A 25,645-nucleotide genomic window follows, 5' to 3' on the forward strand; every position below is an offset into this window, starting at 1 on the left:
GCTCCTTGCCGGCACCTTACGCCGCCGCCGGCCACTGCGCAATCAGCTTGTCCAGCGTGACCGGATAGTCCCGCACCCGCACGCCCGTGGCGTTGTAGACGGCATTGGCCACGGCCGCCGCCGCACCGCACAGTCCCAGCTCGGCGATGCCCTTGGCGGCCAGCGGCGAGGCCATGGTGTCGGGCTCGTCCAGGAACACCACCTCCTGCTCGGGAATGTCGGCATGCACCGGCACCTCGTAGCCCGCCAGATCGTGGTTGATGAAGAGGCCCAGCTTCGTGTCCACCGCCAGTTCCTCCATCAGCGCGGCACCCACGCCCATGGTCATGGCGCCGATCACCTGGCTGCGGGCGGTCACCGGGTTCAGGATGCGGCCCGCCGCGCAGACGGCCAGCATGCGGCGCACGCGGATCTCGGCCGTGTCCACATGCACCGCCACTTCCACGAAGTGGGCGCCGAAGGTCGAGTGCTGCCATTGCTTGGACAGCGACTCGTCGTACTCAATGCCGTCCTCGGCCGTCAGGGGCTCGCCGTCCTTCACCGCATCGGCCAGAGCCAGTCTGCGGCCACCGCTTCGGACCTCGCCGTCGATGAACTCGGCGCCCTCGGCCTCCAACCCCAGCTTGCGGGCGATGGCGTCGCGCAGCTTCACACATGCGGCATAGACGCCGCCCGTGGCATTGGCCGCGCCGAACTGGCCGCCCGAGCCGGCCGACACCGGCCAGTCCGAATCGCCCAGCTTCACCTCGACGCGCTCCAGCGGCACGCCCAGCAGGTCGGCCGCCGTCTGCGCCAGGATGGTGTAGCTGCCGGTGCCGATGTCGGTCATGTCGGTCTCGACCACGACGCTGCCATCGAGCAACAGCCGCACGCGCGCGGCCGACTTCATCAGCATGTGGTTGCGGAAGGCCGCCGCCATGCCCACGCCGATGGCCCAGCGGCCCTCACGCTTCAGGCCCGGCTTGGTCGGGCGCTGGTCCCAGCCGAAGCGCTCGGCGCCTTCGCGCAGGCAGTTCGCCAAGCGGCGCTGGGTGAAGCGGCGCTCGGGATGCTCCGGGTCCACGTCGGTGTCGTTGCGCAGGCGCAGTTCGACCGGGTCGATGCCGAGGCGCTCGGCCAGCTCATCCATGGCGACTTCCAGCGCCGCCATGCCGGGCGCCTCACCCGGGGCGCGCATGGAGTTACCTTCCGGCAGGTCCATCTCGGCCAGGTACATGGCGGTTCGGCGGTGGGCGCCGGCGTAGAGCAGCCGGGTCTGGTTGACGGCCGTCTCCGGCTGGCCCTCGGGCTGGTCGCCGGACCAGCTCTCGTGTGCGATGGCGGTGAGCCGTCCGTCCTTCTCCGCGCCCAGGCGGATGCGCTGGATGGTGGCGGGGCGGTGCGTGGTGTTGTTGGCGATCAGCGGACGATGCAGTCCGACACGCACAGGGCGGCCCACCGCCCGCGAAGCCAGGGCGGCCAGCAGCGCATCCGCACGCAGGAACAGCTTGCCGCCGAAGCCGCCCCCAATGAAGGGCGAGCGCACGCGCACCTTCTCCTTGGGCATCTTCAGCGTGGCCGCGAGGTCGGTGCGGCACCAGTCGACCATCTGGGTCGAGGTCCACACGGTGAGGCGATCGCCCTCCCAGGACGCCAGCGTGGCATGCGGCTCCATCATGGCGTGCGATTCGTCGGGCGTGGTGTAGGTGGCGTCGAGCTGTACCGGCGCGGCAACGAAGGCGGCGTCGAAATCGCCGACCTCGGTCTTGGCATCGTCGCCCGCGATCTTGGCGTGCTCGCGTTCGGCGGCCAGGTCGAAGCGGCCGGACACGGTCTCGTAGCGCACCCGGATCAACGCGGTGGCGGCGCGGGCCTGCTCCAGCGTCTCGGCGACCACCACGGCGATGGCCTGGTGGTAATGGTCGATGGCAGGGCCGCCGAGCAGTCGGGCCGTGTTGCGCTTGGATTTGTCGAGCGGGCCCGCGTCCTTGGCCGTGACGACGGCCAGCACGCCCGGCGCGGCGCGAGCGGCTTCCACGTCCATGCTGGCGATGCGCCCTTTGCCGATGCCGGCACCGAGCACCCAGCCGTACGCGGCCTCGCGCACATGGGCGTCGAATTCGGGATGCCATTCGCCCGCATAGGGCGCGGTGCCGGTGCTCTTGCGCGGGCCGTCGACGCGGTGCGTGGCCTGGCCGACGTGCCGCAAATCCTCGCCGGGCACGGCGGTGGTGGAAGGATCGAATTTCACGGCTGCATCTCCTTCGCGTCGGCCAGCGCGGCCGCCAGGGTGCGCTGCGCGAGCGGCAGCTTGAAGGCGTTGTCGGGGCGCGGATGGGCGTCGGCGAACAGACGCTCGGTAACGGCGTGTGGACCGTTCGGCAGTTCGGCCTCGGCGGCTTCCATGCGCCACGGCTTGGGAGCCACACCGCCGAAGGCGACGCGGCCCTTGCCGTCGGGCTGCACGATGGCCGCCACCGACACCAGCGCAAAGGCGTAGGAGGCGCGGTCGCGCACCTTGCGATAGACATGCGTGCCACCGACGGGCGCGGGCAGCGTGACGGCGGTGATGAGCTCCGCCGGCGCGAGCACCGTGTCGCGCTCGGGCGTGTTGCCCGGCAGCCGATGGAAGTCGGCAATGGGAATGGTGCGGCGCTGGCCGCCGGCCTGCACTGTCTCGACCTGGGCATCGAGCACGCGCAGGGCGACCGACATGTCGCCGGGATGGGTGGCGATGCACTGCGCGCTGCCGCCCACCACCGCCAGCTGTCGGCTGTAGCCCTGCAGCGCGCCGCAGCCGCTGCCCGGTTCGCGCTTGTTGCAGGGCAGGGCGGTGTCGTAGAAGTAGGGGCAGCGCGTGCGCTGCAGCAGGTTGCCGGCGGTCGTGGCCTTGTTGCGCAGCTGGCCCGAGGCACCGGCGAGCAGCGCGCGCGAAAGCACGCCATAGTCGCGCCGCACGCGGGCATTGGCGGCCAGGTCGGTGTTGCGCACCAGCGCGCCGATGCGCAGGCCGCCGCCCTCGATGGGCTCGATGCGATCCAGCCCCAGGCCGTTGATGTCGATGAGGTGCGTCGGCGTCTCCACCTGCAGCTTCATCAGGTCCAGCAGGTTGGTGCCGCCGGCGATGAAGCGGGCGTCCGGCGTGCGGGCGAGGGCCGCGACCGCCGCTTCGGGCGTGGCCGCGCGTTCGTAGCTGAAGGCTTTCATCGGGTGGCCTCCGCGGCTTCGGCGATGGCCTGCTGGATGTTGCTGTAGGCGCCGCAGCGGCAGATGTTGCCGCTCATGCGCTCGCGCATCTCGTCAGGCGACAGCAGGGGTTGGGCCTGCAGGTCGCTGCTCACATGGCTGGGCACGCCGTCGCGCAGTTCGCGCAGGGCGCCGACGGCCGAGCAGATCTGCCCCGGCGTGCAGTAGCCGCACTGGAAGCCGTCGTGGCGGACAAAGGCCTCCTGCATGGGATGCATGGCCTCGGGCGTGCCCAGGCCCTCGATGGTGGTGACCTCGCTGCCTTCGTGCATCACGGCCAGGCTCAGGCAGGTGTTGATGCGGCGACCATCCACGAGTGCGGTGCACGCGCCGCACTGGCCATGGTCGCAGCCTTTCTTGGTGCCGCACAGCTGCAGGTGCTCGCGCAGGGCGTCGAGCAGGGTAGTGCGGTTGTCGACGGTGAGGCTGCGCGCCTCGCCGTTGACCGTCAGGTGCACCGTGCCGTGCAGGGCGCCGGTGGCGGTGCTGCCGCCGGCGGGCGATTCCGGCGCGCGGTCGCGCAGCGGCGGGGATTTCGGGCTGGGGGCCATGGGCTGCTCCGTGGGGTTCGTGGGGAATGGGCCGCCTGGATGAAAAGGGCGTGGCAGGGCATGCAGCGGCAGTCCCCACTGTGAAGGCCGTCCCAGGGGCCACATGCTCGGTGCAAGGACCAGCCGGGCGACAGCGCAGCGCCTGCCTGCCTGTGGGACGCGCCGGACACGGCATCCTCACGCATGCGAACGAGAAAAAGCCCCGGGGCCGAAGCCGCGGGGCTGGAGACGCGCAAGGCCAGCGGCGCGCGCCGCCGGCCGGCCAATGCCGGTGCGTCAGGCCATGACCGTGCCGCTCGCCTCGCCCAGGCCGATGCGTACCGCGCCGTCGCGCTCGCACCAGCCGCGCAGCACCAGCGTGTCGCCGTCCTGCAGGAAGGTGCGCTGCTCGCCGTTGGGGAGCTGGATCGGCTTCTTGCCGCCGAGCGTCAGCTCCATCAGCGAGCCGGCCGCGTCGGGCGTGGGGCCGGAGAGCGTGCCCGAACCCAGCAGGTCGCCGGGCTGCAGGTTGCAGCCATTGACGGTGTGGTGTGCCACCAGTTGCGCGGCGGTCCAGTACGCGGCCTCTTTGGCGCGGCCCAGGGTCAGGCGCGCGGGCGGCTGGCCGTCGGCGCGCATCTTCGGCGTTTGGATCAGCACCTCCAGCACGATGTCCAGCTGGCCGTGCGCGCGGTTGGCCGCGCCATCCAGGTAGGGCAGCGGCTGCGGGTCGCCTTCGGGCCGGGTGAAGGGCGCACGGAAGGGCGCCAGCGCCTCCATGGTCACGATCCAGGGCGACACGGTGGAGGCGAAGTTCTTGGCCAGGAACGGGCCCAGCGGCTGGTATTCCCAGGCCTGCAGGTCCCGCGCCGACCAGTCGTTGAACAGGCCGACGCCGAAGAGGTGTGCCTCGGCGTCGTCGATGCCGACGGGCTGGCCGAGCGCGTTGCCCGGGCCGACGTAGAAGCCCAGTTCCAGTTCGTAGTCCAGGCGCTTGCAGGGGCCGAAGCTCGGTTCGCTGGCATCCGGTGCCTTGGTCTGGCCGCTCGGCCGCTTGAAGGTCGTGCCGCTGGGCACGATGGAGCTGGCCCGGCCGTGGTAGCCGATGGGCACCCACTTGTAGTTGGGCATCAGCGGCTGGTCAGGCCGGAACAGGCTGCCGATGGTGGTGGCATGGTGGATGCCGGTGTAGAAGTCGGTGTAGTCGCCCACCTTGCAGGGCACCGCGAGCTCGCAGGCCGACTGCGGCACGAGCGCCGCGGCCCAGGCGGCCTGCTGCGTGCTGCCCTGGGCCAGGCCGTCGGACAGGCGCTGGCGCAGCGCCACGCGCTCGGCGGGCGCGGCGGCCATCAGCGCGTTCATGTCGTCATGGTCCACCAGGCCGGCGGCGCGCAGGTCCAGCACCTGGTCGCCGATGGCGACGCCGATGCGCAGCGCCGCGTCGCTGCCGCCGGTACGGCGGAAGCGGCCGAAGGGCAGGTTCTGGATCGGGAAGTCGCAGCCCGCCACGTTGGCGGATTCCACCCAGCTGCGCAGGTGGGGGTTGTGGGTCTTGTCGAGAAGGGTCATGGAAGAGCAGTGCAGTGGGTTCAGTCGGCGGTCATGCCCGCCTTGCGGGCCACCTCGCCGAGGCGTTGGTATTCGGACTGCGTGAGCGCGGCCAGTTCCTCGGCCGTGCTGGCGCGCGGCGTGAAGCCGGCCTGCAGCAGCTTGTCGCGCACCGCGGGTTCGGCCAGGGCTTCGGCGAAGGCCTGGTTGAGCGTCTTGACGATGGCCGGCGGCAGGTGGGCCGGGCCATAGACGCCGAACCAGGGCTCCAGTGCATAGCCCTTCAGGCCGGTCTCGGCGATGGTCGGCACGTCGGGCAGCGCGGGCGAGCGCGTGGGCCCGGCCACCGCCAGCGCGCGCAGCTTGCCGGCCTGGATGTGCGGCAGCGAAGCAGGCAGGTTGTCGAACATCACGCCCACCGTGCCGCCCAGCAGGTCGGTGATGGCCGGGCCGCTGCCCTTGTAGGCCACGTGCGTGAGCTGCGTGCCCGTCATCTGCGCGAACAGCACGCCGGCCAGGTTCATCGACGTGCCGGCGCCGGCCGTGGCGTAGGGCAGGCCGGGCGTCTTCTTCGCGGCGGCGATCAGCTCGGGCACCGACTTGATGGGCGAGCTGGCCGGCACTTCGAGCACGATGGTCGAGGTGCCCAGCAGGCCGATGGCGGTGAAGTCCTTGCGCGGATCGAAGGGCACCGACTTGTAGATGTGCGGATTCAGCGCGTTGGTCGAGATGGCGCCGAAGCCGATGGTGTAGCCGTCGGCTGGGGCCTTGGCCACCACGTCCATGCCGATGTTGCCGCCCGCGCCGCCGCGGTTGTCGATGACCACCGGCTGGCCCAGCTTCTCGGCCACGCGCTGGCCGACGGTGCGCGCCACCAGGTCGGTGGTGCCGCCGGCGGTGTAGGGCACGATGAAGCGGATCGGCTTGGATGGGAAGTCGGCCGCCTGAGCCTGACCGCCAAGCACCACGCCGATGCCCAGTACGCATGCGGCTCCAATGCGGGAGACGCCGCGGAACCGGCTTCGCCGGGCCGCTGGCGGCGCCCCCTTGAGGGGGGATTCGGCTACACGAAGTGAGCAAGAAACGGGGGGGAACTCGTTCATTTTTGGAATTGGTCCTTCAGGCCCGCCCAGCAATCGGCGTAATCATGGTCCAGCGGGGCGGTCTCCATCGCGAAGGCGGTGGGCACGAAACGGTAGCGGCTCTCGAACATGAAGGCCAGCGTGTTGTCCAGCTTCTGCGGCTGCAGGTTGGCGCTGGAGGCCTTCTCGAAGGCCTCTTCGTCCGGGCCGTGCGGCACCATGGCGTTGTGCAGGCTGGCGCCACCGGGCTTGAAGCCGCCCGGCTTGGCGTCGTACTCGCCGTACACCAGGCCCATGAACTCGCTCATCAGGTTGCGGTGGTACCAGGGCGGGCGGAAGGTGTCTTCCATCACCAGCCAGCGCGGCGGGAAGATCACGAAGTCGCAGTTGGCCGTGCCCGGCGTGTCGCTGGGCGAGGTGAGCACCGTGAAGATGGACGGATCGGGATGGTCGAAGCTGATCGAGCCGATGGTCATGAAGTTGACCGTGTCGTACTTCACCGGCGCCAGGTTGCCGTGCCAGGCCACCACGTTGAAGGGCGTGTTGCTGGCCGGCGCGCGCCAGAAGCGGCCGCCGAATTTCTTGATCAGTTCATAAGGGCCGGCGACGTCTTCGTACGCGGCCACGGGCGCCTGGAAGTCGCGCGGATTGGCCAGGCCGTTGGAGCCGATGGGCCCCAGCTCCGGCAGGCGGAACTGCGCGCCGTAGTTCTCGCACACGTAGCCGCGCGACGGGCCGGCGCCGGCCTCGGTGTCGGGCAGCGCCACCTTGAAGGCCAGGCCGCGCGGCAGCAGGGCGATCTCCCCCGGCTTCACGTCGAGCACGCCGAGCTCGGTGGTGATGCGCAGGCGCCCCTGCTGCGGCACCACCAGCAGCTCGCCGTCGGCATTGACGAAGGCGCGGCGGTCCATCGACTTCGTGGCCAGGTACACGTGGGCGGCCACGCCGGTCTGCGCATCGGCATCGCCATTGGCGGCCAGGGTGCGCATGCCTTCCACGAAGTCGGCCTCCACGCCGGCCTCGAAGGGGATCGGGTGCCAGCGCAGCGGCTCGGGCGCCAGGGCGGCGGCGCGGTCGCCGCCGGTGGTCCACAGCGGCTGGGCCCAGGCCTGGTAGCGGCCGGCCACCACGCTGGGCTGCCGGCGGTACATCCAGCTGCGGCGGTTCTGGTGGCGGGGGGCGGTGAAGGCGGTGCCGGACATCAGCTCGGGGTAGAGCTGCAGCGGCGCGCGCTGCGGGCTGTTGCGGCCCTGGGGCAGTGCACCGGGCACGGCCTCGGTGGCGTATTCGTTGCCGAAGCCGCTCTGGTAGCGCAGGGAGGAAGAGGGGTCGGAGGCGGTCATGGGAATCCTCGCAGGTTGGACGGGCCGGCGCCGCAGCACAGCGTGCGCGCCGGTCCGGGGTTGGCTCCAATTAGTTTTAATGAAACGAGTTCGACTATGCCGAACTGGCGGCGAGTGTAGGCCGCGCATCTGGTAATGTCTAACGATTTACAAATCAACGAATCCAGGCGGGTGATGGCGGAAGACGGCGAACGCGGCGCACAGCGTGGCATCCAGAGCATCGAGGTGGGCGGCACCCTGCTGCAGGCCCTGGTGCACACCGGCCGGCCCATGCCGCTGAAGGCGTTGGCACAGGAGGCCGGCATGACGCCGGCCAAGGCGCATCCCTACGTGGTGAGCTTCGGCCGGCTGGGCCTGATCGAGCAGGACGGCGCCACGGGCCATTACCAGCTCGGCCCGCTGGCGCTGCAGCTGGGGCTGATCGCCATGGCGCAGACCAACCCCGTGCAACTGGCCACGCCGGTGATCGAGGCGCTGGCCCGGCGCACCGGCCACACGCTGGCGCTGGCGGTGTGGGGCGAGCGCGGCGCCACCATCGTGCGCACGGCCGAGTCGCCGGCGGCGGTGCATGTGGCGATGCGCCATGGCACCGTGTTCTCGCTCGCCGGCACGGCCTCGGGCCGGCTCTTCGGCGCCTACCTGGACGAAGCGGTCGTGCGCGCCGCGCTGGAGGCCGAGCGGGCCCGCGCACAGCCGGGCGAGGCCGGCATGCCCGCGCCCGCGCCGCTGCCCGACTGGAACGCCTTCGAGGGCCAACTGCGCGAGGTGCGCGCGCGCGGCCTGTCGCGCTCCGAGGGCGAGGTGCTGCCCGGCATCAGCGCCATGGCCGCGCCGGTCTTCGACGCGGGCGGGCGCATCGTCATCGCACTCACGGCCATCGGCGCCTCCGCCGTCTTCGACACGCGCTGGGACGGCCGCCTGGCGGCGGTGCTGCGCGAGGCGGCGGCCGACATCTCGGCCCGCCTGGGCGCCCGCCGGCCCGGCTGACGTCCAGCTGCGGCATCGCTGCAACGTCGCCCCCCATAAGGCGGGTGCCCGCCGCGCAGAGAGGTGCTGGCCGCGGCGATACTCGCGCTTTTCTCCAGACGACGGTCCTGCGGCCGTCCCCCCTTGCCCGCGCCCATGTTCAGAAAGCCCCTGACGCGCCATGTTCTCTGCATGTCCGGAGGGGCGGTGCTGGCCGTGGTGCTGTGCCTGGCCTTCGGTGCCTGGTCCGTGCAGCGCGACCGGGCCGAGCAGGCTGGCGAACTGGCCGACAGCTACGTCAACCTGGCGCGTCGGATCACCGGCGAGGCGGTCGAGACCATCGATGCCATCCATGCCGAGCCGGCCGAGTGCGGCCCCCAGGAAGTCGCGCGCCTGCGGGCCCTGGTGCTCAACAGCCGCTTTCTCAAGGCCGCTGCCCGGCTGGAGAACGGGCAGGTGGTCTGCAGCTCGATCATCGGCCGAGTGGATCCGCCGGCGCAGCCCCCGCGGGTGGACCTGGCCGGCGACGGCGGCCGGCGCATCTCCTTCAACGTGCCCGAGCTGGGTGCGCCCGGCAGCCGCTCGATGGTCATCCGCGAAGGCAATGCGATGGTCTCCATCCATGCGCGCACCTTCATCGACCTGGCCGACCCGCGGCTGGACTTCGCCCTGGTGGCCAAGGACGGCGACGTGGGGCGGCTGCTGTTCACCAACACGCCCGCGCTGCAGGGGCTGGAGCGCGTCTCCGGCACCGAACCCACGCTCACCTTCAACGGCCAGCGCTACCAGGTGCGCTGCCTGCAGGCCTACACCGGCTGCATCGTGGCCACGCTGCGGGTGCCGCAGGGCGTGTGGGGCTCGCCGGTGATGATCGAGATGGGGGCCTTCGGCCTCCTGCTGGGACTGAGCGGCGGCTTTGCGTTCAGCGCCTTCCTGGGACGCTCGCGCTCGCTCAGCCGCCAGCTGCTGCTGGCCATGCGCAGTGGCGAGCTGCGCGTGGTCTACCAGCCCATCGTGCGCCTGTCCGACCGCCGACGCGTGGGCGCCGAAGCCCTGCTGCGCTGGACCGATGCCACCGGCAAGCCGGTGAGCCCCGACGCCTTCATCAGCGAGGCCGAGCGCAACGGCATGATCGGGCAGGTCACCCGCTTCGTGATCAGCCGCGTGCTGGAGGACCTGGGCGACGGCCTGCGCCGGCGGCCGGACTTCCAGGTCACGGTCAACGTCTCAGCCGACGACCTGATGGACAGCGGCTTCCTGCCCTTCCTGTCGGCGCGGCTGCAGGCGGCGCGGCTGCAGGCCTGCAGCATCGGGCTGGAGCTGACGGAGCGCACCACCGCCAACAGCCGCGAACTCAGCCGCGCCATCGCCCGCGTGCGCGAGGCGGGGCACAAGGTCTACATCGACGACTTCGGCACCGACTATTCGAGCCTGTCGTACCTGTCGCGGCTGCGGGTGGATGCGATCAAGATCAACCGCACCTTCATGCAGGCACTCCACGACCAGAGCGACCAGGACACCATCGCCCCGCAGATCGTGGTGATGGCCGAGGTGCTGGGCCTGACCATGGTGGTCGAAGGCATCGAGGAAGAGCAGCAGGCCGCCTACTTCCACACCCTGGCGCCCGACGCGCTGGCGCAGGGCTGGCTGTTCAGCAAGCCGGTGGAGGCGTCGCTGCTGTTCAGCTGACACCTCCTGCCGCTGCCACCCCCGCTCCGCGGAACGGCGGCGATGACTTCAAGGCCCCTCTCCCCTCGCGGGAGAGGGGTTGGGGAGAGGGGGCCACCCCCCAACCTCAACCCTGCTTCGCCGCCTCCAGCACGTCCCGCGTGCGCTCGGCCTCGCGGCGGGCGGCGGCGGCGAAGTCGACGCCGCTGCTGGCGTAGCAGATGGCGCGGGACGAGTTCACGATGATCGGCGCGTCCTCGCGCCAGCCGGCGCGCACGGTGGCCACCGCATCGCCGCCCTGGGCGCCCACGCCGGGGATCAGCAGCGGCACCGTCGGCGCCAGCTCGCGCACGCGGCGGATCTCCTGCGGATAGGTCGCGCCCACCACCAGGCCGAGCTGGCCGTTGAGGTTCCACGGCCCCTGCGCCAGCGAGGCCACATGCTCGTACAGCAGCGGCTGGCCCGGCACATCGGCCAGGCGCTGGCTCTGCAGATCGTCGCCGCCCGGGTTGCTGGTGCGGCACAGCAGGAAGGCGCCCTTGTGCGGGTAGCGCAGGTAAGGCGAGACGGAATCGAAGCCCATGAAGGGCGACAGCGTCACCGCGTCGGCGCCGTAGCGCTCGAAGGCCTCGGCCGCGTACTGCTCGGCGGTGGAGCCGATGTCGCCGCGCTTGGCGTCAAGGATGACCGGCACCTGCGGCGCCACGGCCCGCATGTGGGCCATCAGCCGCTCCAGCTGGTCCTCGGCGCGGTGGGCGGCGAAGTAGGCGATCTGCGGCTTGAAGGCGATCACCAGATCGGCCGTGGCCTCGACGATGGCGGCGCAGAAGTCGTAGATGCGGCGCGGGTCGCCCTTCATGCCGTCGGGAAAGCGGGTGGGCTCCGGGTCCAGCCCCACGCACAGCATGGAGCGGTTCTGGCGCTGCGCGGCCTGCAGCTGATCGAGGAAAGACATGGGGCGCGATTCTAGGAGGCGCCCTCGGGGCGGCCGTGCCGGCACCGGCCGCCTGCCCGGGAACGGCCTGCGGGTGGCGGCCCCGCGTGTCGGGCGCTCAACCGGCTGCCGCGGCCAGGCGCTCGAACTCGGCCGCCGCCAGGCACAGGTCGGCCCAGGCGCGTGCCTTGTCGGCCGGGGTGCGCAGCAGGTAGGCGGGCGCGTAGCTGGCGACCACGGCAGTGCGGCCGTCGGCGCAGCGGCCGACCTGGGCACGCAGCCGGCCCAGCGGCTGCGCGCCGAGCAGCTGCTGCGCCGCCAGCGGACCCAGCGCCAGCACCATGCGCGGCGCGAGTTCGCGGCAGGCATGGTCGAAGCCAGCCTCGAAGGGCTCGTCGTCCTCGCCTTGCGGCACGCCGGGCGCGGGGCGGTGCACGCGCTGCAGGTGCACCGGCGCGGGGCCGGCGTGCAGGCGCAGGGCGCGCAGCATCTGATCGAGCAGGCGGCCGGCGTCGCCGACGAAGGCGGCGCCATGACGGCCATCGGGGCCGGGCGGCATGTCGACCAATACCAGCCAGCCGCCTGGGGTGGGCGCGTCGCCGCTGGCGCCGGCCGGCAGGTACAGGCGTTGGGCCGGCTCGATGCGCACGGCGGGGGCACTCCCGGCCCGTGCGGAGGGTGCGCCGGTTCGTGGGGCCGGGGACGCCGTGGCGGAGGCGGGCGACTCGGCCGTGGGGCGGCGACCGGGCGCGGAGGAAGCCGGTGCCGCCTGGCGCAGGGCTGGCGGCGCTGCGGCGGAAGGCGGCATGTCCTCCGGCGGTACGTCGTCGATCCATGCGGGGGGGCCGTCGTCCGAAGGCGGCGCGTGGGGCGTGTCGGTGCCCGGACGATCCATCGGCGGGCGGGCTGCGCGGGCGGCCGCGGGCTCGGCGGTGTGCTCGCCGACGAGCGCCGCGGGCTCTGCGGCCTGGGTCCTCTCAGCTGCAGCGATGGGTGCCGCCACCTCCGCCGTCTGCGCCGGCCACCAGACCTTGACGCCCATCTCCTCCAGCATGGCGCGCTGGCGTGCATCGAGCATCAGGCTCATCTCGGGTTTCCTGGGCGTGCGAACGCGCGTGCGTGCGGCGCGCCCTGTTGAATGGGGGCGGAGGACGGCGTCACGCGGCCGTGCCCTCCAGCCGCAGGCTCATCACGATCGCGTCCTCGCGACGGCCGGGCGCGGCCGGGTAGTAGCCCTTGCGCTGGCCCACGCGGCGGAAGCCGTGGCGCTCGTAGACCTGCTGGGCGCGCGTGTTGCTCACCCGCACCTCCAGCCACAGCCAGCCCGCGCCCTGCGCGCGCGACCATACGCCCAGCGCCGTGAGCATCAGCGCCGCCCAGCCCTGGCGCTGGAAGGCCGGCGCCACGGTGATGTTGAGCAGATGCACCTCGTCCACGCCCTTCATGGCGACGAAGTAGCCGATCAGCGTGTCGGGCGGTGCGCGCCGCCCTGCAACGTCGGCGCCGAAGCCGGGCGCCTCGGGCGCCGTGGGCCCGACCAGGCACATGCAGTGGTAGCCGGCATGCATCGAGTCGATGAAGTTGCCGCGCGTCCACGGATGGGTGTAGGCCTGCTGCTCGATGGGCAGCAGCGCGTCGAGGTGGGTGACGCGCATGGGCTCCAGGCGCGCCTCGGGCAACTGGGGCAGGGCGCTCATGCGGACGTCGCTCCGGTGGCGGCGGCGTTCTTGATCGCCTCGCGCTCGGCCGTGGTCTGGGCGACCTTGTCGCGCACGTACAGCGGCTGGGCCTCGGCGGCCGGCACGGCGCGGCCGGCGGCAAGCATGGCCGGGGCCAGGCGCAGCAGGGCGGTGGCGGTGGGCAGGCAGGCATGGCGCGGTGCACCGGCGGGCAGGCGCTCGCCATAGGCCGCGAACGCGTTGCCGGCCAGCAGGAAGCCGGGAGGCACCTGCACCTGCTCGGGCGCCATCAGGCGCGGGGCTTCGCAGTGACCGGCCGCGGTGTCGCAGGCAGCGGCATAGACCTCGTCCATGCGCGCGTCGAGCACCGCCATCACCTGCGCCGCGCCGGTGGCATGGCGGGCCTCCTCGGCCACGGCGTGCAGCGTGTCGATGGGCAGCACGGGAATGTCCGCCCCATAGCCCAGGCCCTGCGCCACCGCGCAGGCGGTGCGCAGGCCGGTGAAGGCGCCGGGGCCGCGGCCGAAGACGAGGGCCTGCAGCCCGCCCAGCGTCAGCCCGGCCTCGGCCAGCAGTTCGTGGATCAGCGGGATCAGCGCGGCCGAGGCCTGCGCGCCACCCGCCTGCGTGCGGGCGACCACGCGGTCGCCGTGCTGCACCGCCACCGACAGCGTGTCGGTGCTGCAATCGAAGGCGAGGAGTTCAGGCATTGCAACCCTTGGTCGTGGCACAGGCCGGCACCGCGGCGGACGCGGCCGGCGCCTTGCGCTGCACACCCAGCAGGATGCCGAGGGTCACCAGCGCCAGCCCGGCCAGCAGGCCCGGATGCAGCGGCTCGTCCAGGAAGAACACCGCCGACAGCGCCGACAGGCCCGGCACCAGCGCCGTGATCATGGTGGTCCGCACGGGGCCGAAGTAGCCGATCATCTTCGTGAAGGTGATGCCTGAGATCACCACCGAGCCGATGCCCTGGAAGGCCATCTGGAAGGCGATGGCGCCCCAGGGTGCGGTGGGCAGCTTGCTGTGCACGACGCCCGCCCAGACCAGCAGGGCATACAGCGGCACATAGGTCAGCAGCGCGAACATGGTGATGGCGATGGTGGCGCGCACCGCGTCCAGTGCATGCCGGCGCACGATGACGCCGTAGCAGGCCCAGCAGAAGGCGGCGGACATGAACAGCAGGTCGCCCTTCCACACATCGGCCGTGCCGCCCGCGTCCGCGCCGCCGAAGGCCTGCAGCAGGCTGCGCCCGCCCACCATCAGGTCGCCCGCGACGATCAGGCCCAGCCCCGCGGCCCGCAGCGGCGTGATGCGGTCACGCAGCACCACCGCCGCCAGCAGCGCCGTCCACAGCGGCAGGCTGCCGGGCATCAGCACCGCGGCATGGCCGGCCGGCGCGAAGAAGAAACCCGAATACGCCAGGCCCGCATAGAGCACCGCGCCGAAGATGCCGGCCAGTGCGCTCAGCCGCAGCGGGAGGGGCGACAGGCCGAACAGCGAGCCGGCCTGGGTGTCGCCCGCCCGCCGGGCCTGCGCCACCAGCCAGGCGCCCCAGGGCGCGAGCACCACGCTGGCGCCCAGGATGCGGGCCAGACCGATGTCCAGTGGCGCCAGCGAGCGGCCGGCGGTGGCGCGGGAGATGACGATGAAGCCCGTCCACACCAGAACGGTGATGACAGCCGAGCCGACACCCACCGCCCGGGGAGACAGGCGCAGGAGCGATCGGTCGGCAGCAGGCATCGGGCGATTATCGAGGGGCCTCGCCTCCGTCGTCGGCGCCGGGGGCTTGCGGGGGGCGGCCGGCCACGGTCACCGTGGCACCGGCGGCGCGCAGGGCGGCCACCGCCGCTTCGGGTGCCTGTGGCGCCACCAGCACCGTGCCGGCCTCGGCCAGCGGCGCGATCACATAGGGCGAGGCGGCACCGAGCTTTTCGGACGAGGCCATGACCACCGTCTCGGCCGAGGCCGCCATCAGCGCCCGCTTGATGGCGGCTTCCTCCATGTCGGCGGTGGTCAGGCCCGCCTGCGCATGCACCCCGGTCACGCCCAGGAAGCAGGTGTCGGCATGGATGCGGGCGATGGCCTCGGTGGCCGCCGCGCCCACCGCCACCACCGAATGCTTGAACAGCCGGCCGCCGATCAGCACCACCTCCACGCCGGGATGCGCCACCAGCGCCACCGCCACCGACGGGCTGTGCGTGACCACCGTGGCCTGCAGCGTGGCCGGCAAGTGGCGCGCCAGTTGCACGGCGGTGGTGCCGCCATCGACGAACACCACCTGCCCGGGCCGCACCATGGCGGCCGCGGCACGGCCGATGGCGACCTTCTCCTGCGGCGCCAGGCGCTCGCGGCCGGCGAAGTCGGCCTCGGCCGCCGCCATCGGCAGCGCGCCGCCGTGCACCCGCTGCAGCTTGCCCTGCGCCGCCAGCTCCCGCAGGTCGCGGCGGATCGTGTCTTCCGACAGGCCCAGCGATTCGCCGAAAGCCTTGGCCACCACCTGGCCATCGCGGCGGAGGGCGTCAAGGATGAGCTGGTGGCGCTGGCGGGTGAGCATGGGTCGATGGTAGCCAGGGATGCATGAAGATGCACGAAATTTCTTGATATTGCACGAGTGTGCGCCTAGCATCCGCCGCCATGACCTCCACCAGCGAACGCGTCCGGGTGCGCGACGTCACCCTGCTCTCCGACAACTGGTACACGCTCAAGACCACGCGCTTCGACTGGCAGCGCCGCGACGGCCGCTGGCAGACCCAGCAGCGCGAGACCTACGACCGCGGCAACGGTGCCGTCCTCCTGGCCTATGACCTGGCGCGCCGCACGGTGCTGCTGGTGCGGCAGTTCCGCTACCCGGCTTTCGTCAACGGCCACGACGGCCTGCTCATCGAGGCCGCCGCCGGCCTGCTGGACGATGCGGCCCCCGAGGCCCGCATCCGCGCCGAGGCCGAGGAAGAGCTGGGCTACCGCCTGGGCGAGGTGCGCAAGGTGTTCGAGGCCTTCATGAGCCCCGGCTCGGTCACCGAGAAGCTGCACTTCTTCGTCGCACCCTACGACGCCGGCATGCGCATCGGCGACGGCGGCGGCCTGGCCGAGGAGGGCGAAGACATCGAGGTGCTGGAGCTGCCTTTCGACGAGGCGCTGGCCATGGCGGCGGACGGCCGCATCGCCGATGCGAAGACCATCCTCCTTCTGTACCACGCGCAATTGCACCTGTTCGGCCCGCGCGGGGGCTGAGCGGGGCGCGGCCGCCCACCGGCGTGCCGCGGCCTGCTGACGCACCCAGCGCTCCGGATAATCCCGGCGCATGCCTGTGCGCTGCTTCTCTTCCTGCCTTCCCCGCCTCCCGCTTCTCACTTTCCTGCGCGCTGCTGCGCTGGCCGCCACCGTCGCGGGCGCGGGCTCGCCGGCACTGGCCCAGCCCTCGCCAGCGGTCCCTGCCGGCGCTGCCATGCCGTCCACGGCGCTGCCGCCCTCCGTCGAAGCCGCCCTGGCCCGCGCCAAGGTACCGCGCGATGCCGTCACCTTCTTCGTGGCCGACGCCGAGGGCCGCCAGCCCCCGCGCCTGGCCTGGCGGGCGCAGGAGCTGGTCAACCCGGCCTCGGTGATGAAGCTGGTCACCACCTATGCCGGGCTCGACCTGCTGGGTCCCGCCTACACCTGGAGCACGCCGGTGTACGCCGATGGCGCCGTGGTCGACGGCACGCTGCAGGGCAACCTCTACCTGCGCGGCCAGGGCGACCCCACGCTGGTGGTCGAGCGGCTCTGGCTGCTGCTGCGCCGCGTGCAGGCCCTGGGCATCCGCCGCATCGCCGGCGACGTGGTGGTCGACCGCAGCGCCTTCGACGCCGGCGTCGAGAGCGACCCGGCCGCCTTCGACGGCGAGCCGCTGCGGCCCTACAACGCCTCGCCCGACGCCTTCCTTGTCAACTTCCGCTCGGTCACGCTGGACTTCACGCCCGAGGCGGGCGGGCGCTTCGCTATCGTGAGTGCGGAGCCGCCCCTGGCGGGCGTCACCTTTCCGGCGCGTATGCCGCTCGGTGGTGGCGAATGCGGCGACTGGCGCACTGCGCTGCAGGCCGACTTCAACGACCCGGCGCAGCCGAGATTCACCGGTACCTTGCCGGCCGCCTGCGGCGCGCGCAGCTGGCCCGTGGCCTGGCCCGATCCGCAGCGCTTCGGCCTGCGCGCCATCGGCGGCCTCTGGCAGCAGATGGGCGGCCAGATCGACGGCCAGCTGCGCCTGGGTACCGTGCCGACGGGCGCGCGCCTGCTGTTCGAGGCCGCCTCGCCGCCCCTGGGCCAGGTGGTGCGCGACATCAACAAATACAGCAACAACGTGATGACCCAGCAGCTCTTCCTGACGCTGGGCCTCACGCAGCGCCAGCGCGGCAGCTTCGACGCCGCACGCGCCGCCGTGCGGCAATGGTGGACGTCACGCGTGGGCGGCAACGAACCGGCGCCGGTGATGGTCAACGGTGCCGGCCTGTCACGCGAGGACCGGCTCACCGCGGCCGGCCTGGCGCGCATGCTGCAGGTGGCGTGGCGCTCGCCGGTCATGCCGGAGCTGATCGCCTCATTGCCCGTGATGGGCGTGGACGGCACGCTGCGCAATCGCCCGGCCATCACCTCGGCCCATCTGAAGACCGGCAGCCTGCGCGACGTGGCGGCGATTGCCGGCTATGTGGATGGCGCTGGGGGCCGCAGATGGGTGGTCGTCGCTATTGCCAATGATCCGGCGGCTGGCGCGGCGCGGCCGGCCTTCGATGCGTTGGTGGAGTGGGTGGCGCGAGGGACTTAAGACGATTGCGTACCGCGGTTTACCGAGGCTCTGTGTCAGAGCATATTCTCTGCAATTTATCCTCCCCCAAAAGGCATCTTCAATTTGCCAAGAATAGGGGCATATTTGCGTTCAGGGGAGTTGTATCGGCACTCGGGAAGATGCATTCGCCGCGCCGCAGTCCAGAGATTGGAAAATTCTTATGCATATCAATTGCATCAGCGGCGGTAAGTGATTTTTTTATTGATCAGAAAAATGAGCGAAGCGCTTTACTTGTGCCAAGCCAAGAGAGACGGTAATGTCAGATCACCAGATATCGTGTATCAACAAGACCAATCGCACGAGTGCACATGAGCGCATTCATTCCATCGGTGGGGTCAATCCCGACGGTAGTCGGTGGAAATTGGATCAACGGCAGGCAATCGCGGATGTGGAGTCGGGAAAATTTAGGTTTTGGGTCAGCGCGGGGGGAAGTTCAGTTTGGGTCATTGTGGCGACGAGCGCCGCTGGCAATAAGTATCTGAAAACTCAGAACGACGGGGAACAGCCGAACAATCTATTGAGCTTGCCGGAATGCCCTTAAGGTTGCCGGTCAAATAAGTTCAAGCGGGACGTGGAAGCTCATGGGAGCTGCTGCTGATAAAAAATTTAAGCCGCCGCGCGCATCAGTCGGTCGCGAACGCCTTCCCACTCCGCCGTCTCCGGCGGCGTCTCGATCCAGATCAGCTTGGCGCCTTCGTCGTCGAACTGCCGCAGCCGCGCGAACAGCTGCCGCGCCGCCTCGGCGGCGTCGTCGGGCATGCGGCGCAGGATCAGGCGCTGTGACCGGCTCTTGAGCGGCGTGCGCGACCACACGGCGATGTGGGCGGCCTGGGCGCCCAGCACGTCCAGCGCGGACTGCAGCATGCGGCCATCCATCAGCCGCACCTTGGCCGTCGGGGCGTAGTGCGATTCCAGCGTGCCCGAGGCGCGCGGGTCGGGCTGGGCCAGTTCGGCCTGGCTGCGCAGGCGCTCGCCGGCCACGCGCTCGATCTGCGCGCGGGTGATGACGCCCGGGCGCAGCAGCACCGGCGCGCCGCGGCTGCAGTCGACGATGGTCGATTCGATGCCCACGGTGCAGGGGCCGCCGTCGACGATCAGCAGGTCGTCACCGAATTCGCCGGCGACGTGCGCGGCGGTGGTCGGGCTCACGCGGCCGAAGCGGTTGGCGCTGGGGCCGGCCAAGCCGGGCACGCCGTGGCGGGCGCAGGCATGCAGCAGCGCCTGCGCCACCGGGTGGTCGGGGCAGCGCAGGCCGATGGTGTCCTGCCCGCCCGCGGCGGCCGCGCCCACGCCGGGCTGGCGGGTGGCGATGAGCGTCAGCGGGCCGGGCCAGAAGGCATCGGCCAGCGCGCGCCCGAAGGCCGGCAGCGGCTGCGCGAAGCGCGACAGCGACTCCGCCTGCCGAAGCGCGTCGGGCAGGTGCACGATCAGCGGGTGGTCCGACGGCCGGCCTTTGGCGCGGAAGATGCCGCGGGTGGCGTCGTCGTTGGCGGCGTCGGCCCCCAGGCCATAGACCGTCTCGGTGGGAAAGGCCACCAGCTCGCCCGCCCGCAGCGCGAGCGCGGCGCGTTCGATGGCGTGGCTGTCCTGGCCGTCGAGGATCATGGCGATGTCAGCTTGCCGTGCTGTCGGGCAGCCCGAGCAGGGCCGCAGCCTGTGCGGCGGCGGCGCGCACGCCGGCAATGTCGGCGCCGGTGATGTTCAGGTGTCCCATCTTGCGCCCGCGCCGCGCCTCGGTCTTGCCGTAAAGGTGCAGGTGGGTGCCGGGCAGGGCCAGCACCTGGGCCCAGGCCGGGTCGCGCTGCTGGTCGCTGCCGTCGGCGAACCACAGGTCGCCCAGCAGGTTGAGCATGATGGCCGGGCTGTGCTGGCGCGGCGCCACCAGCGGCAGGCCGGCCAGGGTGCGCACCTGCAGGTCGAACTGCGAGACGTCGCAGGCGTCCATGGTGTAGTGGCCGCTGTTGTGCGGGCGCGGCGCCATCTCGTTGGCGACCAGGCTGCCGTCCTCCAGCATGAAGAACTCCACGCACAGCACGCCCACGTAGCCGATGCCATCGGCGATGGCGCGCGCGGCCTCGACGGCGCGGGTGGCCACGGCCGGCGGCAGGGCCTGCTCATGCACCTCGGTCACGGCCAGGATGCCGCCGCGGTGCAGGTTGCGCTGGGGCGGGAAGTGCACCGCCTGGCCATCATGGCCGCGGGCCACGATGACCGAGCATTCCAGCGCCAGCGGCAGGCGCTTTTCGAGCACGCAGGGCACGCGGCCGGTGGCTTCCCACGCCGCGGCGAGTTCGGCCTGGGTCTGCACGCCCTGCTGGCCCTTGCCGTCGTAGCCCATGCGCGCGGTCTTGAGGATGCCGGGCAGCAGGTCGGCCGAAACGGCCGCCAGGTGGTCGGCGTTCTCGATCACCGCGTAGGGCGCGCAGCCGATGCCGCTGGCGGCGCTGCAGCGCACGAAATGCGCCTTCTCGCGGATGCGGTCCTGCGCGATGGCCACGGCATCGGCCGCGGGCGCCACCGGCACGTCGCCGGCCAGCGTCGCCAGGGCCTGGGCCGGCACGTTCTCGAACTCGGTGGTGACGGCATCGGCCAGGCGCGAAAGGCGACCGAGGGCGTCGCTGTCCAGGTAGTCCGCATGCAGGTGGTGGTGGCTGATGCGGCCGGCGGGGCTGTCCGGATCGGGGTCGAGCACCGCGGTGAAGTAGCCCGTGGCCTGCGCCGCGTGCACGAACATGCGGCCCAGCTGGCCGCCGCCCATCACGCCCAGCGTGCTGCCGGGCAGAAGCGGCAGGGTCTTGCGGCCCGGGGCCGTGACCTTGGGGCTCACAGCGCGCCTCCGCCCTGGGGCGAGAACACGGGTGCCGCGGCTGCGGGCGCGCCCTCGGCGGGCGGCGGCAGCGTCATGGCCTCGGCCACGCGGGTCTGGGCGGTGCGGAAGTCGTCCAGCTTCTGGCGCAGGGCCGGGTCGTTCACCGCCAGCATGGCCACCGCGAACAGGGCCGCATTGGCCGCGCCCGCGGTGCCGATGGCGAAGGTGCCGACCGGGATCCCCTTGGGCATCTGCACGATGCTGTAGAGCGAATCGACGCCCTGCAGGTGCCGGCTGGCCACCGGCACGCCCAGCACGGGCACCGTGGTCTTGGCGGCCAGCATGCCCGGCAGGTGGGCCGCGCCGCCGGCCCCCGCGATGATGGCCGTCAGCCCGCGGGTGGCGGCGCTTTCGGCATAGGCGAACAGCGCGTCCGGCATGCGGTGCGCCGAGACGACGCGTGTTTCATGGGCGATGCCGAATTGCTGGAGAATCTCGGCCGCATGGCGCATCGTCTCCCAGTCGGAGTTCGAGCCCATGACCACGCCGACCTGGATGGTTTCACTCATCTTTCAATTTTACGTTTCGGCCCCAGCTGGAACGGGAATCTGAATCGGCCGGGCGCCCGGCCATCCCCCAACGACGCAGCCTCACCCATGATCGACATCACCCTCGACAACTTCCAGACCGAACTGGTCGAAGCCTCGCTCGCCACGCCGGTGCTGCTGGACATCTGGGCAGAATGGTGCGGCCCCTGCAAGCAGCTGGGCCCGGTGCTGGAGAAGCTGGAGGTCGAATACGGCGGCCGCTTCATCCTGGCCAAGCTCGACGCCGACAAGGTGCCGCAGATCTCGACCCAGCTGTCGCAGATGTTCGGTGTGCGCAGCATTCCCTTCTGCGTGATGTTCTCGGGCGGCCAGCCGGTGGACGGTTTCGTCGGCGCCCTGCCGGCCGACAAGATCCGAGAGTTCCTGGACAAGCACGTGCCCGGTGCCGACGAGCTGGCCGCGCAGCAGGAGGAAGAGGCTGCGCAGGAGGCCCTGGCCGAAGGCGACACCGACGGCGCGCTCGAAAAGCTGCAGCATGCCGTGGCCACCGACCCGTCCAACGACGATGCCCGCTTCGACTACGTCAAGCTGCTGCTGCAGATGGGCCGCACCGACGACGCCAAGGTGGCCTTCGCACCGGTGATCGACCGCCGCTCGCTGGTGCGCCGCTTCGACTCGCTGCAACGCTGGATGGACGCGCTCGACGCCGCCGAGGGCGCCGACATCGCCGCGCTGGACGCGCGCATCGCCGCCAACCGCCGCGACTTCGATGCGCGCTACGCCCGCGCCCTGGCGCTGATCGCGCAGCAGCAGTGGACCGAGGCCATGGACGAACTGCTCGAGATCCTCATGCGCGACAAGGGCTGGAACGAGGAGCTGGCCCGCAAGACCTACATCGCCATCCTCGACGTGATCGAGCCGCCCAAGCCCAAGGTGGCCGAAGGCCAGATCCCGCCGGACGATCCGGTCGTGGCGACATATCGCCGCCGGCTGTCGAGCGTGGTCCTGAGCTGATCGCGCGGTTCGCCCGCCCATGAAAAAGCGCCTCGATGTCGAGGCGCTTTTTCTTTGCCCGCACCGAGGCGGGTGGGGGCGGCTCAGCCCAGCGCAGTGCGCAGGCGGTCACCCGCATAGGCCATCGCATCGCGCGCCTTCTGCAGCACGGCGGCCCCGCCGAAGAACTCGTGCGCCACGCCTTCGTACTCGCGGCGCTCGACCGGCACGCCGGCCTCGCGAAGCGCACCTTCCAGCTTGGCGCCGTCGCTGCGCAGCGGGTCCAGGCGGGCGTTGATGATGGTCACGGGCGGCAGGCCGGCCAGGTCCGCGTCGATCAGGGACAGGCGCGTGTCCTTGAGGTCGTCTTCCGAGTTGACGAGGTGGTCCACGAACCACTTCACCATCGCGCGGTTCAGCGGCTTGGCAATGGCGTTTTCGATGTACGACTCGGTGTTGAGGCTGGTCTGCGCCACCGGGTAGACCGACAGCACATGGCGTGGGACCGGCAGGCCCGCATCACGCGCGGCGATGGCCGTGGCCACGGCCAGATTGCCGCCCGCGCTCTCGCCGGCCAGCGCCATGCGCACCGGGTCGCCGCCCAGCGAGGCGGCGTTCTGGCTCAGCCAGCGGTAGGCGGCGAGGGCGTCGTCCCAGGCGGCGGGAAAGCGGTGCTCCGGCGCCTGGCGGTAGTCGACCGAGACCACGATGGCATTCGCCGCCTTGGCCAGGCCACGGGCACCGGCGTCGTAGACGTCCTTGTCGGCGATGACCCAGCCGCCGCCGTGGAAGTACAGGATGACCGGGAAGGGACCGACGCCCTGGGGCGTATAGACGTTCGCCGGCAGCGCACCGACGGCGCCATCGACCGTGATGGTCTTCATCGTCACGCCGGGCACCAGCACTTCGGGGTCGGTGGATTCGCCGCGCTTTTGCAGCAGGGCGATCACGGCATCCTTGGCGGTCGGCTGCCGGCGGGCTTCGGCCACCTCCAGCTTCTCGATGGCCTTGGGGTGGAGCGACTCGTGTGCCTTGGCCAGTTCGAGCTGGTCGTCATCGGCGCGCAGGGCGGCGATGGCGTTGGACGCGGCATTGAGGATGGGGTTGGGCTCGCCATGGCTCATGGGCGGGGTTCCTTGTGGTGTAAGCGGCAGGGCCGCGGCGCGATGGCTGCGGGACTGCTGCATACCTTCACCGCGTCAGGCCGGAAGCCGCGTGCGCGGCCAGGACCGTCCGACGTAGGCGGGGGCTCTCGATGCCGGTGGGCATCTCCCCCTCAGGGCGTGACGGACAGGCCGCGCAGCCCCGTCTGCGGGTGTGTCACGCGCCCGTCGCCTCCTTCGCGATCAAGGCCCTGACCCGCACAAGCTCCGCGGAAAAGGCCGCGGGCTGCGCCTCAGGTGCCCTGCACGTACGGATTGCTGCGCCGCTCGCGGCCGAAGCTGCTCTCCGGCCCGTGCCCAGGAATGAACACCGTCTCATCGCCCATGGGCCACAGCCGCTGCACGATGCTGTCGATCAGCTGCGGATGGCTGCCGCCCGGAAAGTCGGTGCGGCCGATGCTGCCGGCGAAGAGCACGTCGCCCACGAAGGCCCGCTGCGCGCTGGCGGAGTGGAAGACGACGTGGCCTGGCGTGTGGCCCGGGCAGTGACGCACCGTCAGCGTCTCCTCGCCCAGCGTCACCGTGTCGCCATCGGCCAGCCAGCGCGTGGGCGCGAAGGCGCGCGCGGGCGGAAAGCCGAACATCGCGCTCTGCTGCGGCAGGCCGTCGATCCAGAACTGGTCACCCGGGTGCGGTCCCACGATGGGCAGGCCCAGGCGCTCGGCCAGCTCGCCGGTGCCACCGGCGTGGTCGATGTGCGCATGCGTGAGCCACAGCTGCTCCAGCGCCAAGCCGCGCGACTCGGCGGCGGTGACCAGCCGGTCGATCTCGCCGCCCGGGTCGATCAGCGCGGCCTTGTTCGTCGCGTCGCACCAGACGAGCGAGCAGTTCTGCTGGAAGGGCGTGACGGGGAGGATCTGGTAGCGCAGCATGGCGAAGGCGGTCGTGGGTCGGAGCCGGCGATTGTCGCGACCGCCATGCTCCGACGGCGGCGGCGCACCGCCCGCCTGCGTCTCAGCCCGCGCGCGAGCCGATGACGCGGCAGCAGGCCGTGGCCCGCGCCACCTCGGTGCCCGCCTGCGCAAGCACCGCCTCCACGTAGCAGATGCTGCGTCCGCCGCCCACGATGGCCGAGCGGCCTTGCAGGCGGCCGGGCCGGGCCGGCGCGAGGAAGCTCAGGTTCAGCGTCAGCGTGACCACGCCGCCGCCGCCTTCGCCCGCGCGGGCGTCCACGACGGCGGCGCACAGGTCGTCCAGCATGGCGGCGAGCATGCCGCCCTGCACCGTGCCCGCGGGGTTGAGGAAGGCGGCCGTGGCCTCGTACTCGGCGGCCAGCGTGCCGGCCGTGGTGTCCAGGGCGAGCAGGCGGCCACCGAGCAGGGTGGCGATGGGCGGTTCGGGGCGTCCGGGCAGCATGCGTTTCTCCTTCAGGGGGTGGCGAGCCCCAGCCGGCGCAGTGTCGCGGCCTTGAGGCGGCTGTCCTCGCGCAGGTGCCGTTCGAAGTCGGCGGCGGGGCGGAAGTCCACCACCTGGTTCGCGCGGCGGGCCCAGTCCTGGTAGCGCGGCGAGGCCACGGCCTGCCGGCACGCGCCCTCCAGCCGCTGCACCACCGCGTCGGGCGTGCGGGCCGGCACCAGCACGCCGCCGAAGCTGGCCTGCACCACGTCCACGCCCGCTTCCTGGAGCGTCGGCACCTCGGCGAACGCGGGATGGCGCCGGTCGGCATAGACGGCCAGCAGGCGTAGCGCGCCGCTGCCCAGCTGCCCGGTGATGGAACTCACCAGCACCGCGCCGAAGCCCAGGCGCCCGGCCATCAAGTCCTGCAGCATCGGCGCGTCGCCCTTGTAGGGCACATGCGTCAGGCTGACGTGCGCCACCGCCTCGATGTCCGCCGTGCCCAGGTGCGGGATGGAGCCCGTGCCCGAAGTGCCGTAGCTGATGGCGCCCGGCTCACGGCGCGCCGCGGCCAGCAGATCGGCCACCGTGAGCCAGGGCGAGGCCGCCGGCACCGCGATGGCGAAGATGTTGTCGAACACTTGGCACACGGGCCGGAAGCTGTCGAGCCTGTAGTTCAGCCGGAGCCGGTGCGGTTCGCTCGACAGCGGTACCGCTGGCGTGAAGGCCAGCGTGTAGCCATCGGGCCGGGCCGCTGCCACCGCGTTCAGGCCGATGGTGCCGGCCGCGCCTTCGCGGTTGCTCACGACCACCGGCTGGCCCAGGGGCTCGGCCAGTGCCTCGGCGAGGTTGCGGGCGTTGAGGTCCAGCCCGCCCCCGGCCGCGAAGGGCACCACCATCTGCAGGGGCCGCTGGGGAAACTCCTGCGCCGGGGCGCCGAGCGAAAGGGCGGCCAGCAGCAGGCCGAGGGCGGCCCGCGCGCCGCGATGCAGCACGTCGTTCATGG

At 71.6% G+C, this 25,645-nt stretch carries 25 protein-coding genes; 6 read left to right on the forward strand and 19 right to left on the reverse strand.

Annotated features, from left to right (window positions below; all coding sequences use genetic code 11):
• Positions 1–16: 16 nt before the first annotated feature.
• From paoC to hmgA, 6 genes are all read right to left on the reverse strand, one after another.
• Positions 17–2,230, reverse strand: a complete 2,214-nt coding sequence (gene paoC / locus KBC94_RS03950; RefSeq protein ID WP_294366503.1) for an aldehyde oxidoreductase molybdenum-binding subunit PaoC — start codon at positions 2,228–2,230, stop codon at positions 17–19.
• Positions 2,227–3,186, reverse strand: a complete 960-nt coding sequence (locus tag KBC94_RS03955; protein ID WP_294366506.1) for a xanthine dehydrogenase family protein subunit M — start codon at positions 3,184–3,186, stop codon at positions 2,227–2,229. Before KBC94_RS03955 ends, paoC begins: the two co-directional genes overlap by 4 nt.
• The gene (locus KBC94_RS03960; RefSeq protein WP_294366508.1) at positions 3,183–3,776 is read right to left on the reverse strand and encodes a 2Fe-2S iron-sulfur cluster-binding protein; all 594 of its coding nucleotides are present in this window, start codon (positions 3,774–3,776) and stop codon (positions 3,183–3,185) included. Before KBC94_RS03960 ends, KBC94_RS03955 begins: the two co-directional genes overlap by 4 nt.
• 276 nt (positions 3,777–4,052) lie before the next feature.
• Positions 4,053–5,324, reverse strand: a complete 1,272-nt coding sequence (gene fahA, locus KBC94_RS03965) for a fumarylacetoacetase (protein ID WP_294366509.1) — start codon at positions 5,322–5,324, stop codon at positions 4,053–4,055.
• Between the two features lie 20 nt (positions 5,325–5,344).
• A complete protein-coding gene (locus KBC94_RS03970; RefSeq protein ID WP_294366778.1) occupies positions 5,345–6,283 on the reverse strand; it encodes a tripartite tricarboxylate transporter substrate binding protein in 939 nt (312 codons plus the stop codon).
• 119 nt (positions 6,284–6,402) lie between these two features.
• Complete coding sequence (gene hmgA / locus KBC94_RS03975; protein WP_294366511.1) at positions 6,403–7,728, reverse strand: homogentisate 1,2-dioxygenase; 1,326 nt, start codon at positions 7,726–7,728, stop codon at positions 6,403–6,405.
• Between the two features lie 135 nt (positions 7,729–7,863).
• Here hmgA and KBC94_RS03980 point away from each other — a divergent pair, with 135 nt between their 5' ends.
• Together KBC94_RS03980 and KBC94_RS03985 are read left to right on the forward strand one after the other, a co-directional pair.
• The gene (locus tag KBC94_RS03980) at positions 7,864–8,715 is read left to right on the forward strand and encodes an IclR family transcriptional regulator (RefSeq protein ID WP_294366512.1); all 852 of its coding nucleotides are present in this window, start codon (positions 7,864–7,866) and stop codon (positions 8,713–8,715) included.
• 135 nt (positions 8,716–8,850) lie between these two features.
• Positions 8,851–10,383 carry an EAL domain-containing protein gene (locus KBC94_RS03985; protein ID WP_234197317.1) on the forward strand — a complete coding sequence of 511 codons (1,533 nt, stop codon included), beginning with the start codon at positions 8,851–8,853 and terminating at the stop codon, positions 10,381–10,383.
• Positions 10,384–10,489: 106 nt separating this feature from the next.
• Here KBC94_RS03985 and pyrF read toward each other — a convergent pair whose 3' ends face one another.
• The 6 genes from pyrF to KBC94_RS04015 form a co-directional block, all read right to left on the reverse strand.
• On the reverse strand, positions 10,490–11,317 hold the full coding sequence (pyrF, locus tag KBC94_RS03990; protein WP_294366517.1) for an orotidine-5'-phosphate decarboxylase: 828 nt from the start codon (positions 11,315–11,317) through the stop codon (positions 10,490–10,492).
• Positions 11,318–11,414: 97 nt separating this feature from the next.
• On the reverse strand, positions 11,415–12,383 hold the full coding sequence (locus KBC94_RS03995; RefSeq protein WP_294366519.1) for a uracil-DNA glycosylase family protein: 969 nt from the start codon (positions 12,381–12,383) through the stop codon (positions 11,415–11,417).
• Positions 12,384–12,453: 70 nt separating this feature from the next.
• Positions 12,454–12,993 carry a GNAT family N-acetyltransferase gene (locus KBC94_RS04000; RefSeq protein ID WP_294366521.1) on the reverse strand — a complete coding sequence of 180 codons (540 nt, stop codon included), beginning with the start codon at positions 12,991–12,993 and terminating at the stop codon, positions 12,454–12,456.
• A complete protein-coding gene (tsaB, locus tag KBC94_RS04005; RefSeq protein ID WP_294366522.1) occupies positions 12,990–13,685 on the reverse strand; it encodes a tRNA (adenosine(37)-N6)-threonylcarbamoyltransferase complex dimerization subunit type 1 TsaB in 696 nt (231 codons plus the stop codon). The genes KBC94_RS04000 and tsaB overlap by 4 nt, the downstream gene beginning before the upstream one ends.
• Positions 13,678–14,715: a DMT family transporter gene (locus KBC94_RS04010; RefSeq protein WP_294366524.1), complete on the reverse strand. Its 1,038-nt coding sequence runs from the start codon at positions 14,713–14,715 to the stop codon at positions 13,678–13,680. The genes tsaB and KBC94_RS04010 overlap by 8 nt, the downstream gene beginning before the upstream one ends.
• Before the next feature lie 7 nt (positions 14,716–14,722).
• Positions 14,723–15,529: a DeoR/GlpR family DNA-binding transcription regulator gene (locus KBC94_RS04015; RefSeq protein WP_294366526.1), complete on the reverse strand. Its 807-nt coding sequence runs from the start codon at positions 15,527–15,529 to the stop codon at positions 14,723–14,725.
• Positions 15,530–15,609: 80 nt separating this feature from the next.
• On the opposite strand from KBC94_RS04015, the gene KBC94_RS04020 reads away from it, so the two are divergent.
• From KBC94_RS04020 to KBC94_RS28840, 3 genes are all read left to right on the forward strand, one after another.
• A complete protein-coding gene (locus KBC94_RS04020; RefSeq protein WP_294366528.1) occupies positions 15,610–16,206 on the forward strand; it encodes a GDP-mannose pyrophosphatase in 597 nt (198 codons plus the stop codon).
• Positions 16,207–16,420: 214 nt separating this feature from the next.
• Positions 16,421–17,770 (forward strand): D-alanyl-D-alanine carboxypeptidase/D-alanyl-D-alanine-endopeptidase, encoded by a 1,350-nt coding sequence (gene dacB, locus KBC94_RS04025; protein WP_294366531.1) that lies wholly within the window; start codon positions 16,421–16,423, stop codon positions 17,768–17,770.
• Between the two features lie 277 nt (positions 17,771–18,047).
• Complete coding sequence (locus KBC94_RS28840; RefSeq protein ID WP_366934640.1) at positions 18,048–18,332, forward strand: DUF3892 domain-containing protein; 285 nt, start codon at positions 18,048–18,050, stop codon at positions 18,330–18,332.
• A gap of 65 nt (positions 18,333–18,397) precedes the next feature.
• On the opposite strand, the gene KBC94_RS04030 is transcribed toward KBC94_RS28840, so the two are convergent.
• From KBC94_RS04030 to purE, 3 genes are read right to left on the reverse strand one after another with little or no spacing between them, the layout of a single operon-like run.
• Positions 18,398–19,396 (reverse strand): L-threonylcarbamoyladenylate synthase, encoded by a 999-nt coding sequence (locus KBC94_RS04030; protein WP_294366533.1) that lies wholly within the window; start codon positions 19,394–19,396, stop codon positions 18,398–18,400.
• Between the two features lie 7 nt (positions 19,397–19,403).
• Positions 19,404–20,618, reverse strand: a complete 1,215-nt coding sequence (locus KBC94_RS04035) for a 5-(carboxyamino)imidazole ribonucleotide synthase (protein ID WP_294366535.1) — start codon at positions 20,616–20,618, stop codon at positions 19,404–19,406.
• A complete protein-coding gene (purE, locus tag KBC94_RS04040; RefSeq protein ID WP_294366537.1) occupies positions 20,615–21,169 on the reverse strand; it encodes a 5-(carboxyamino)imidazole ribonucleotide mutase in 555 nt (184 codons plus the stop codon). Before purE ends, KBC94_RS04035 begins: the two co-directional genes overlap by 4 nt.
• A gap of 87 nt (positions 21,170–21,256) precedes the next feature.
• On the opposite strand from purE, the gene KBC94_RS04045 reads away from it, so the two are divergent.
• Positions 21,257–22,162 (forward strand): tetratricopeptide repeat protein, encoded by a 906-nt coding sequence (locus tag KBC94_RS04045; protein ID WP_294366538.1) that lies wholly within the window; start codon positions 21,257–21,259, stop codon positions 22,160–22,162.
• A gap of 83 nt (positions 22,163–22,245) precedes the next feature.
• On the opposite strand, the gene KBC94_RS04050 is transcribed toward KBC94_RS04045, so the two are convergent.
• The 4 genes from KBC94_RS04050 to KBC94_RS04065 all read right to left on the reverse strand — a co-directional run bounded on the left by KBC94_RS04050 (position 22,246) and on the right by KBC94_RS04065 (position 25,643).
• Positions 22,246–23,265, reverse strand: coding sequence for an alpha/beta hydrolase (locus KBC94_RS04050; protein ID WP_294366540.1), 1,020 nt, complete (start codon positions 23,263–23,265; stop codon positions 22,246–22,248).
• Positions 23,266–23,537: 272 nt separating this feature from the next.
• Positions 23,538–24,176 (reverse strand): MBL fold metallo-hydrolase, encoded by a 639-nt coding sequence (locus KBC94_RS04055; RefSeq protein ID WP_294366542.1) that lies wholly within the window; start codon positions 24,174–24,176, stop codon positions 23,538–23,540.
• An 82-nt stretch (positions 24,177–24,258) separates the two neighbouring features.
• Positions 24,259–24,660, reverse strand: coding sequence for a PaaI family thioesterase (locus KBC94_RS04060; RefSeq protein WP_294366544.1), 402 nt, complete (start codon positions 24,658–24,660; stop codon positions 24,259–24,261).
• 11 nt (positions 24,661–24,671) lie between these two features.
• On the reverse strand, positions 24,672–25,643 hold the full coding sequence (locus tag KBC94_RS04065; protein WP_294366546.1) for a tripartite tricarboxylate transporter substrate binding protein: 972 nt from the start codon (positions 25,641–25,643) through the stop codon (positions 24,672–24,674).
• Positions 25,644–25,645 lie beyond the last annotated feature (2 nt).

This window comes from Pseudacidovorax sp. (genome assembly GCF_017991995.1).
GTDB lineage: Bacteria > Pseudomonadota > Gammaproteobacteria > Burkholderiales > Burkholderiaceae_C > Xenophilus.

Excerpts from the sequence above, each read along its gene's own strand:
- KBC94_RS03955 (WP_294366506.1), bottom strand. The coding sequence starts at position 3,186 with ATGAAAGCCTTCAGCTACGAACGCGCGGCCACGCCCGAAGCGGCGGTC.
- KBC94_RS03960 (WP_294366508.1), bottom strand. The coding sequence starts at position 3,776 with ATGGCCCCCAGCCCGAAATCCCCGCCGCTGCGCGACCGCGCGCCGGAA.
- fahA (WP_294366509.1), bottom strand. The coding sequence starts at position 5,324 with ATGACCCTTCTCGACAAGACCCACAACCCCCACCTGCGCAGCTGGGTG.
- hmgA (WP_294366511.1), bottom strand. The coding sequence starts at position 7,728 with ATGACCGCCTCCGACCCCTCTTCCTCCCTGCGCTACCAGAGCGGCTTC.
- KBC94_RS03980 (WP_294366512.1), top strand. The coding sequence starts at position 7,864 with ATGTCTAACGATTTACAAATCAACGAATCCAGGCGGGTGATGGCGGAA.
- KBC94_RS03985 (WP_234197317.1), top strand. The coding sequence starts at position 8,851 with ATGTTCAGAAAGCCCCTGACGCGCCATGTTCTCTGCATGTCCGGAGGG.
- pyrF (WP_294366517.1), bottom strand. The coding sequence starts at position 11,317 with ATGTCTTTCCTCGATCAGCTGCAGGCCGCGCAGCGCCAGAACCGCTCC.
- KBC94_RS03995 (WP_294366519.1), bottom strand. The coding sequence starts at position 12,383 with ATGAGCCTGATGCTCGATGCACGCCAGCGCGCCATGCTGGAGGAGATG.
- KBC94_RS04000 (WP_294366521.1), bottom strand. The coding sequence starts at position 12,993 with ATGAGCGCCCTGCCCCAGTTGCCCGAGGCGCGCCTGGAGCCCATGCGC.
- tsaB (WP_294366522.1), bottom strand. The coding sequence starts at position 13,685 with ATGCCTGAACTCCTCGCCTTCGATTGCAGCACCGACACGCTGTCGGTG.
- KBC94_RS04010 (WP_294366524.1), bottom strand. The coding sequence starts at position 14,715 with ATGCCTGCTGCCGACCGATCGCTCCTGCGCCTGTCTCCCCGGGCGGTG.
- KBC94_RS04015 (WP_294366526.1), bottom strand. The coding sequence starts at position 15,529 with ATGCTCACCCGCCAGCGCCACCAGCTCATCCTTGACGCCCTCCGCCGC.
- KBC94_RS04020 (WP_294366528.1), top strand. The coding sequence starts at position 15,610 with ATGACCTCCACCAGCGAACGCGTCCGGGTGCGCGACGTCACCCTGCTC.
- dacB (WP_294366531.1), top strand. The coding sequence starts at position 16,421 with ATGCCGTCCACGGCGCTGCCGCCCTCCGTCGAAGCCGCCCTGGCCCGC.
- KBC94_RS28840 (WP_366934640.1), top strand. The coding sequence starts at position 18,048 with ATGTCAGATCACCAGATATCGTGTATCAACAAGACCAATCGCACGAGT.
- KBC94_RS04030 (WP_294366533.1), bottom strand. The coding sequence starts at position 19,396 with ATGATCCTCGACGGCCAGGACAGCCACGCCATCGAACGCGCCGCGCTC.
- purE (WP_294366537.1), bottom strand. The coding sequence starts at position 21,169 with ATGAGTGAAACCATCCAGGTCGGCGTGGTCATGGGCTCGAACTCCGAC.
- KBC94_RS04045 (WP_294366538.1), top strand. The coding sequence starts at position 21,257 with ATGATCGACATCACCCTCGACAACTTCCAGACCGAACTGGTCGAAGCC.
- KBC94_RS04050 (WP_294366540.1), bottom strand. The coding sequence starts at position 23,265 with ATGAGCCATGGCGAGCCCAACCCCATCCTCAATGCCGCGTCCAACGCC.
- KBC94_RS04055 (WP_294366542.1), bottom strand. The coding sequence starts at position 24,176 with ATGCTGCGCTACCAGATCCTCCCCGTCACGCCCTTCCAGCAGAACTGC.
- KBC94_RS04060 (WP_294366544.1), bottom strand. The coding sequence starts at position 24,660 with ATGCTGCCCGGACGCCCCGAACCGCCCATCGCCACCCTGCTCGGTGGC.
- KBC94_RS04065 (WP_294366546.1), bottom strand. The coding sequence starts at position 25,643 with ATGAACGACGTGCTGCATCGCGGCGCGCGGGCCGCCCTCGGCCTGCTG.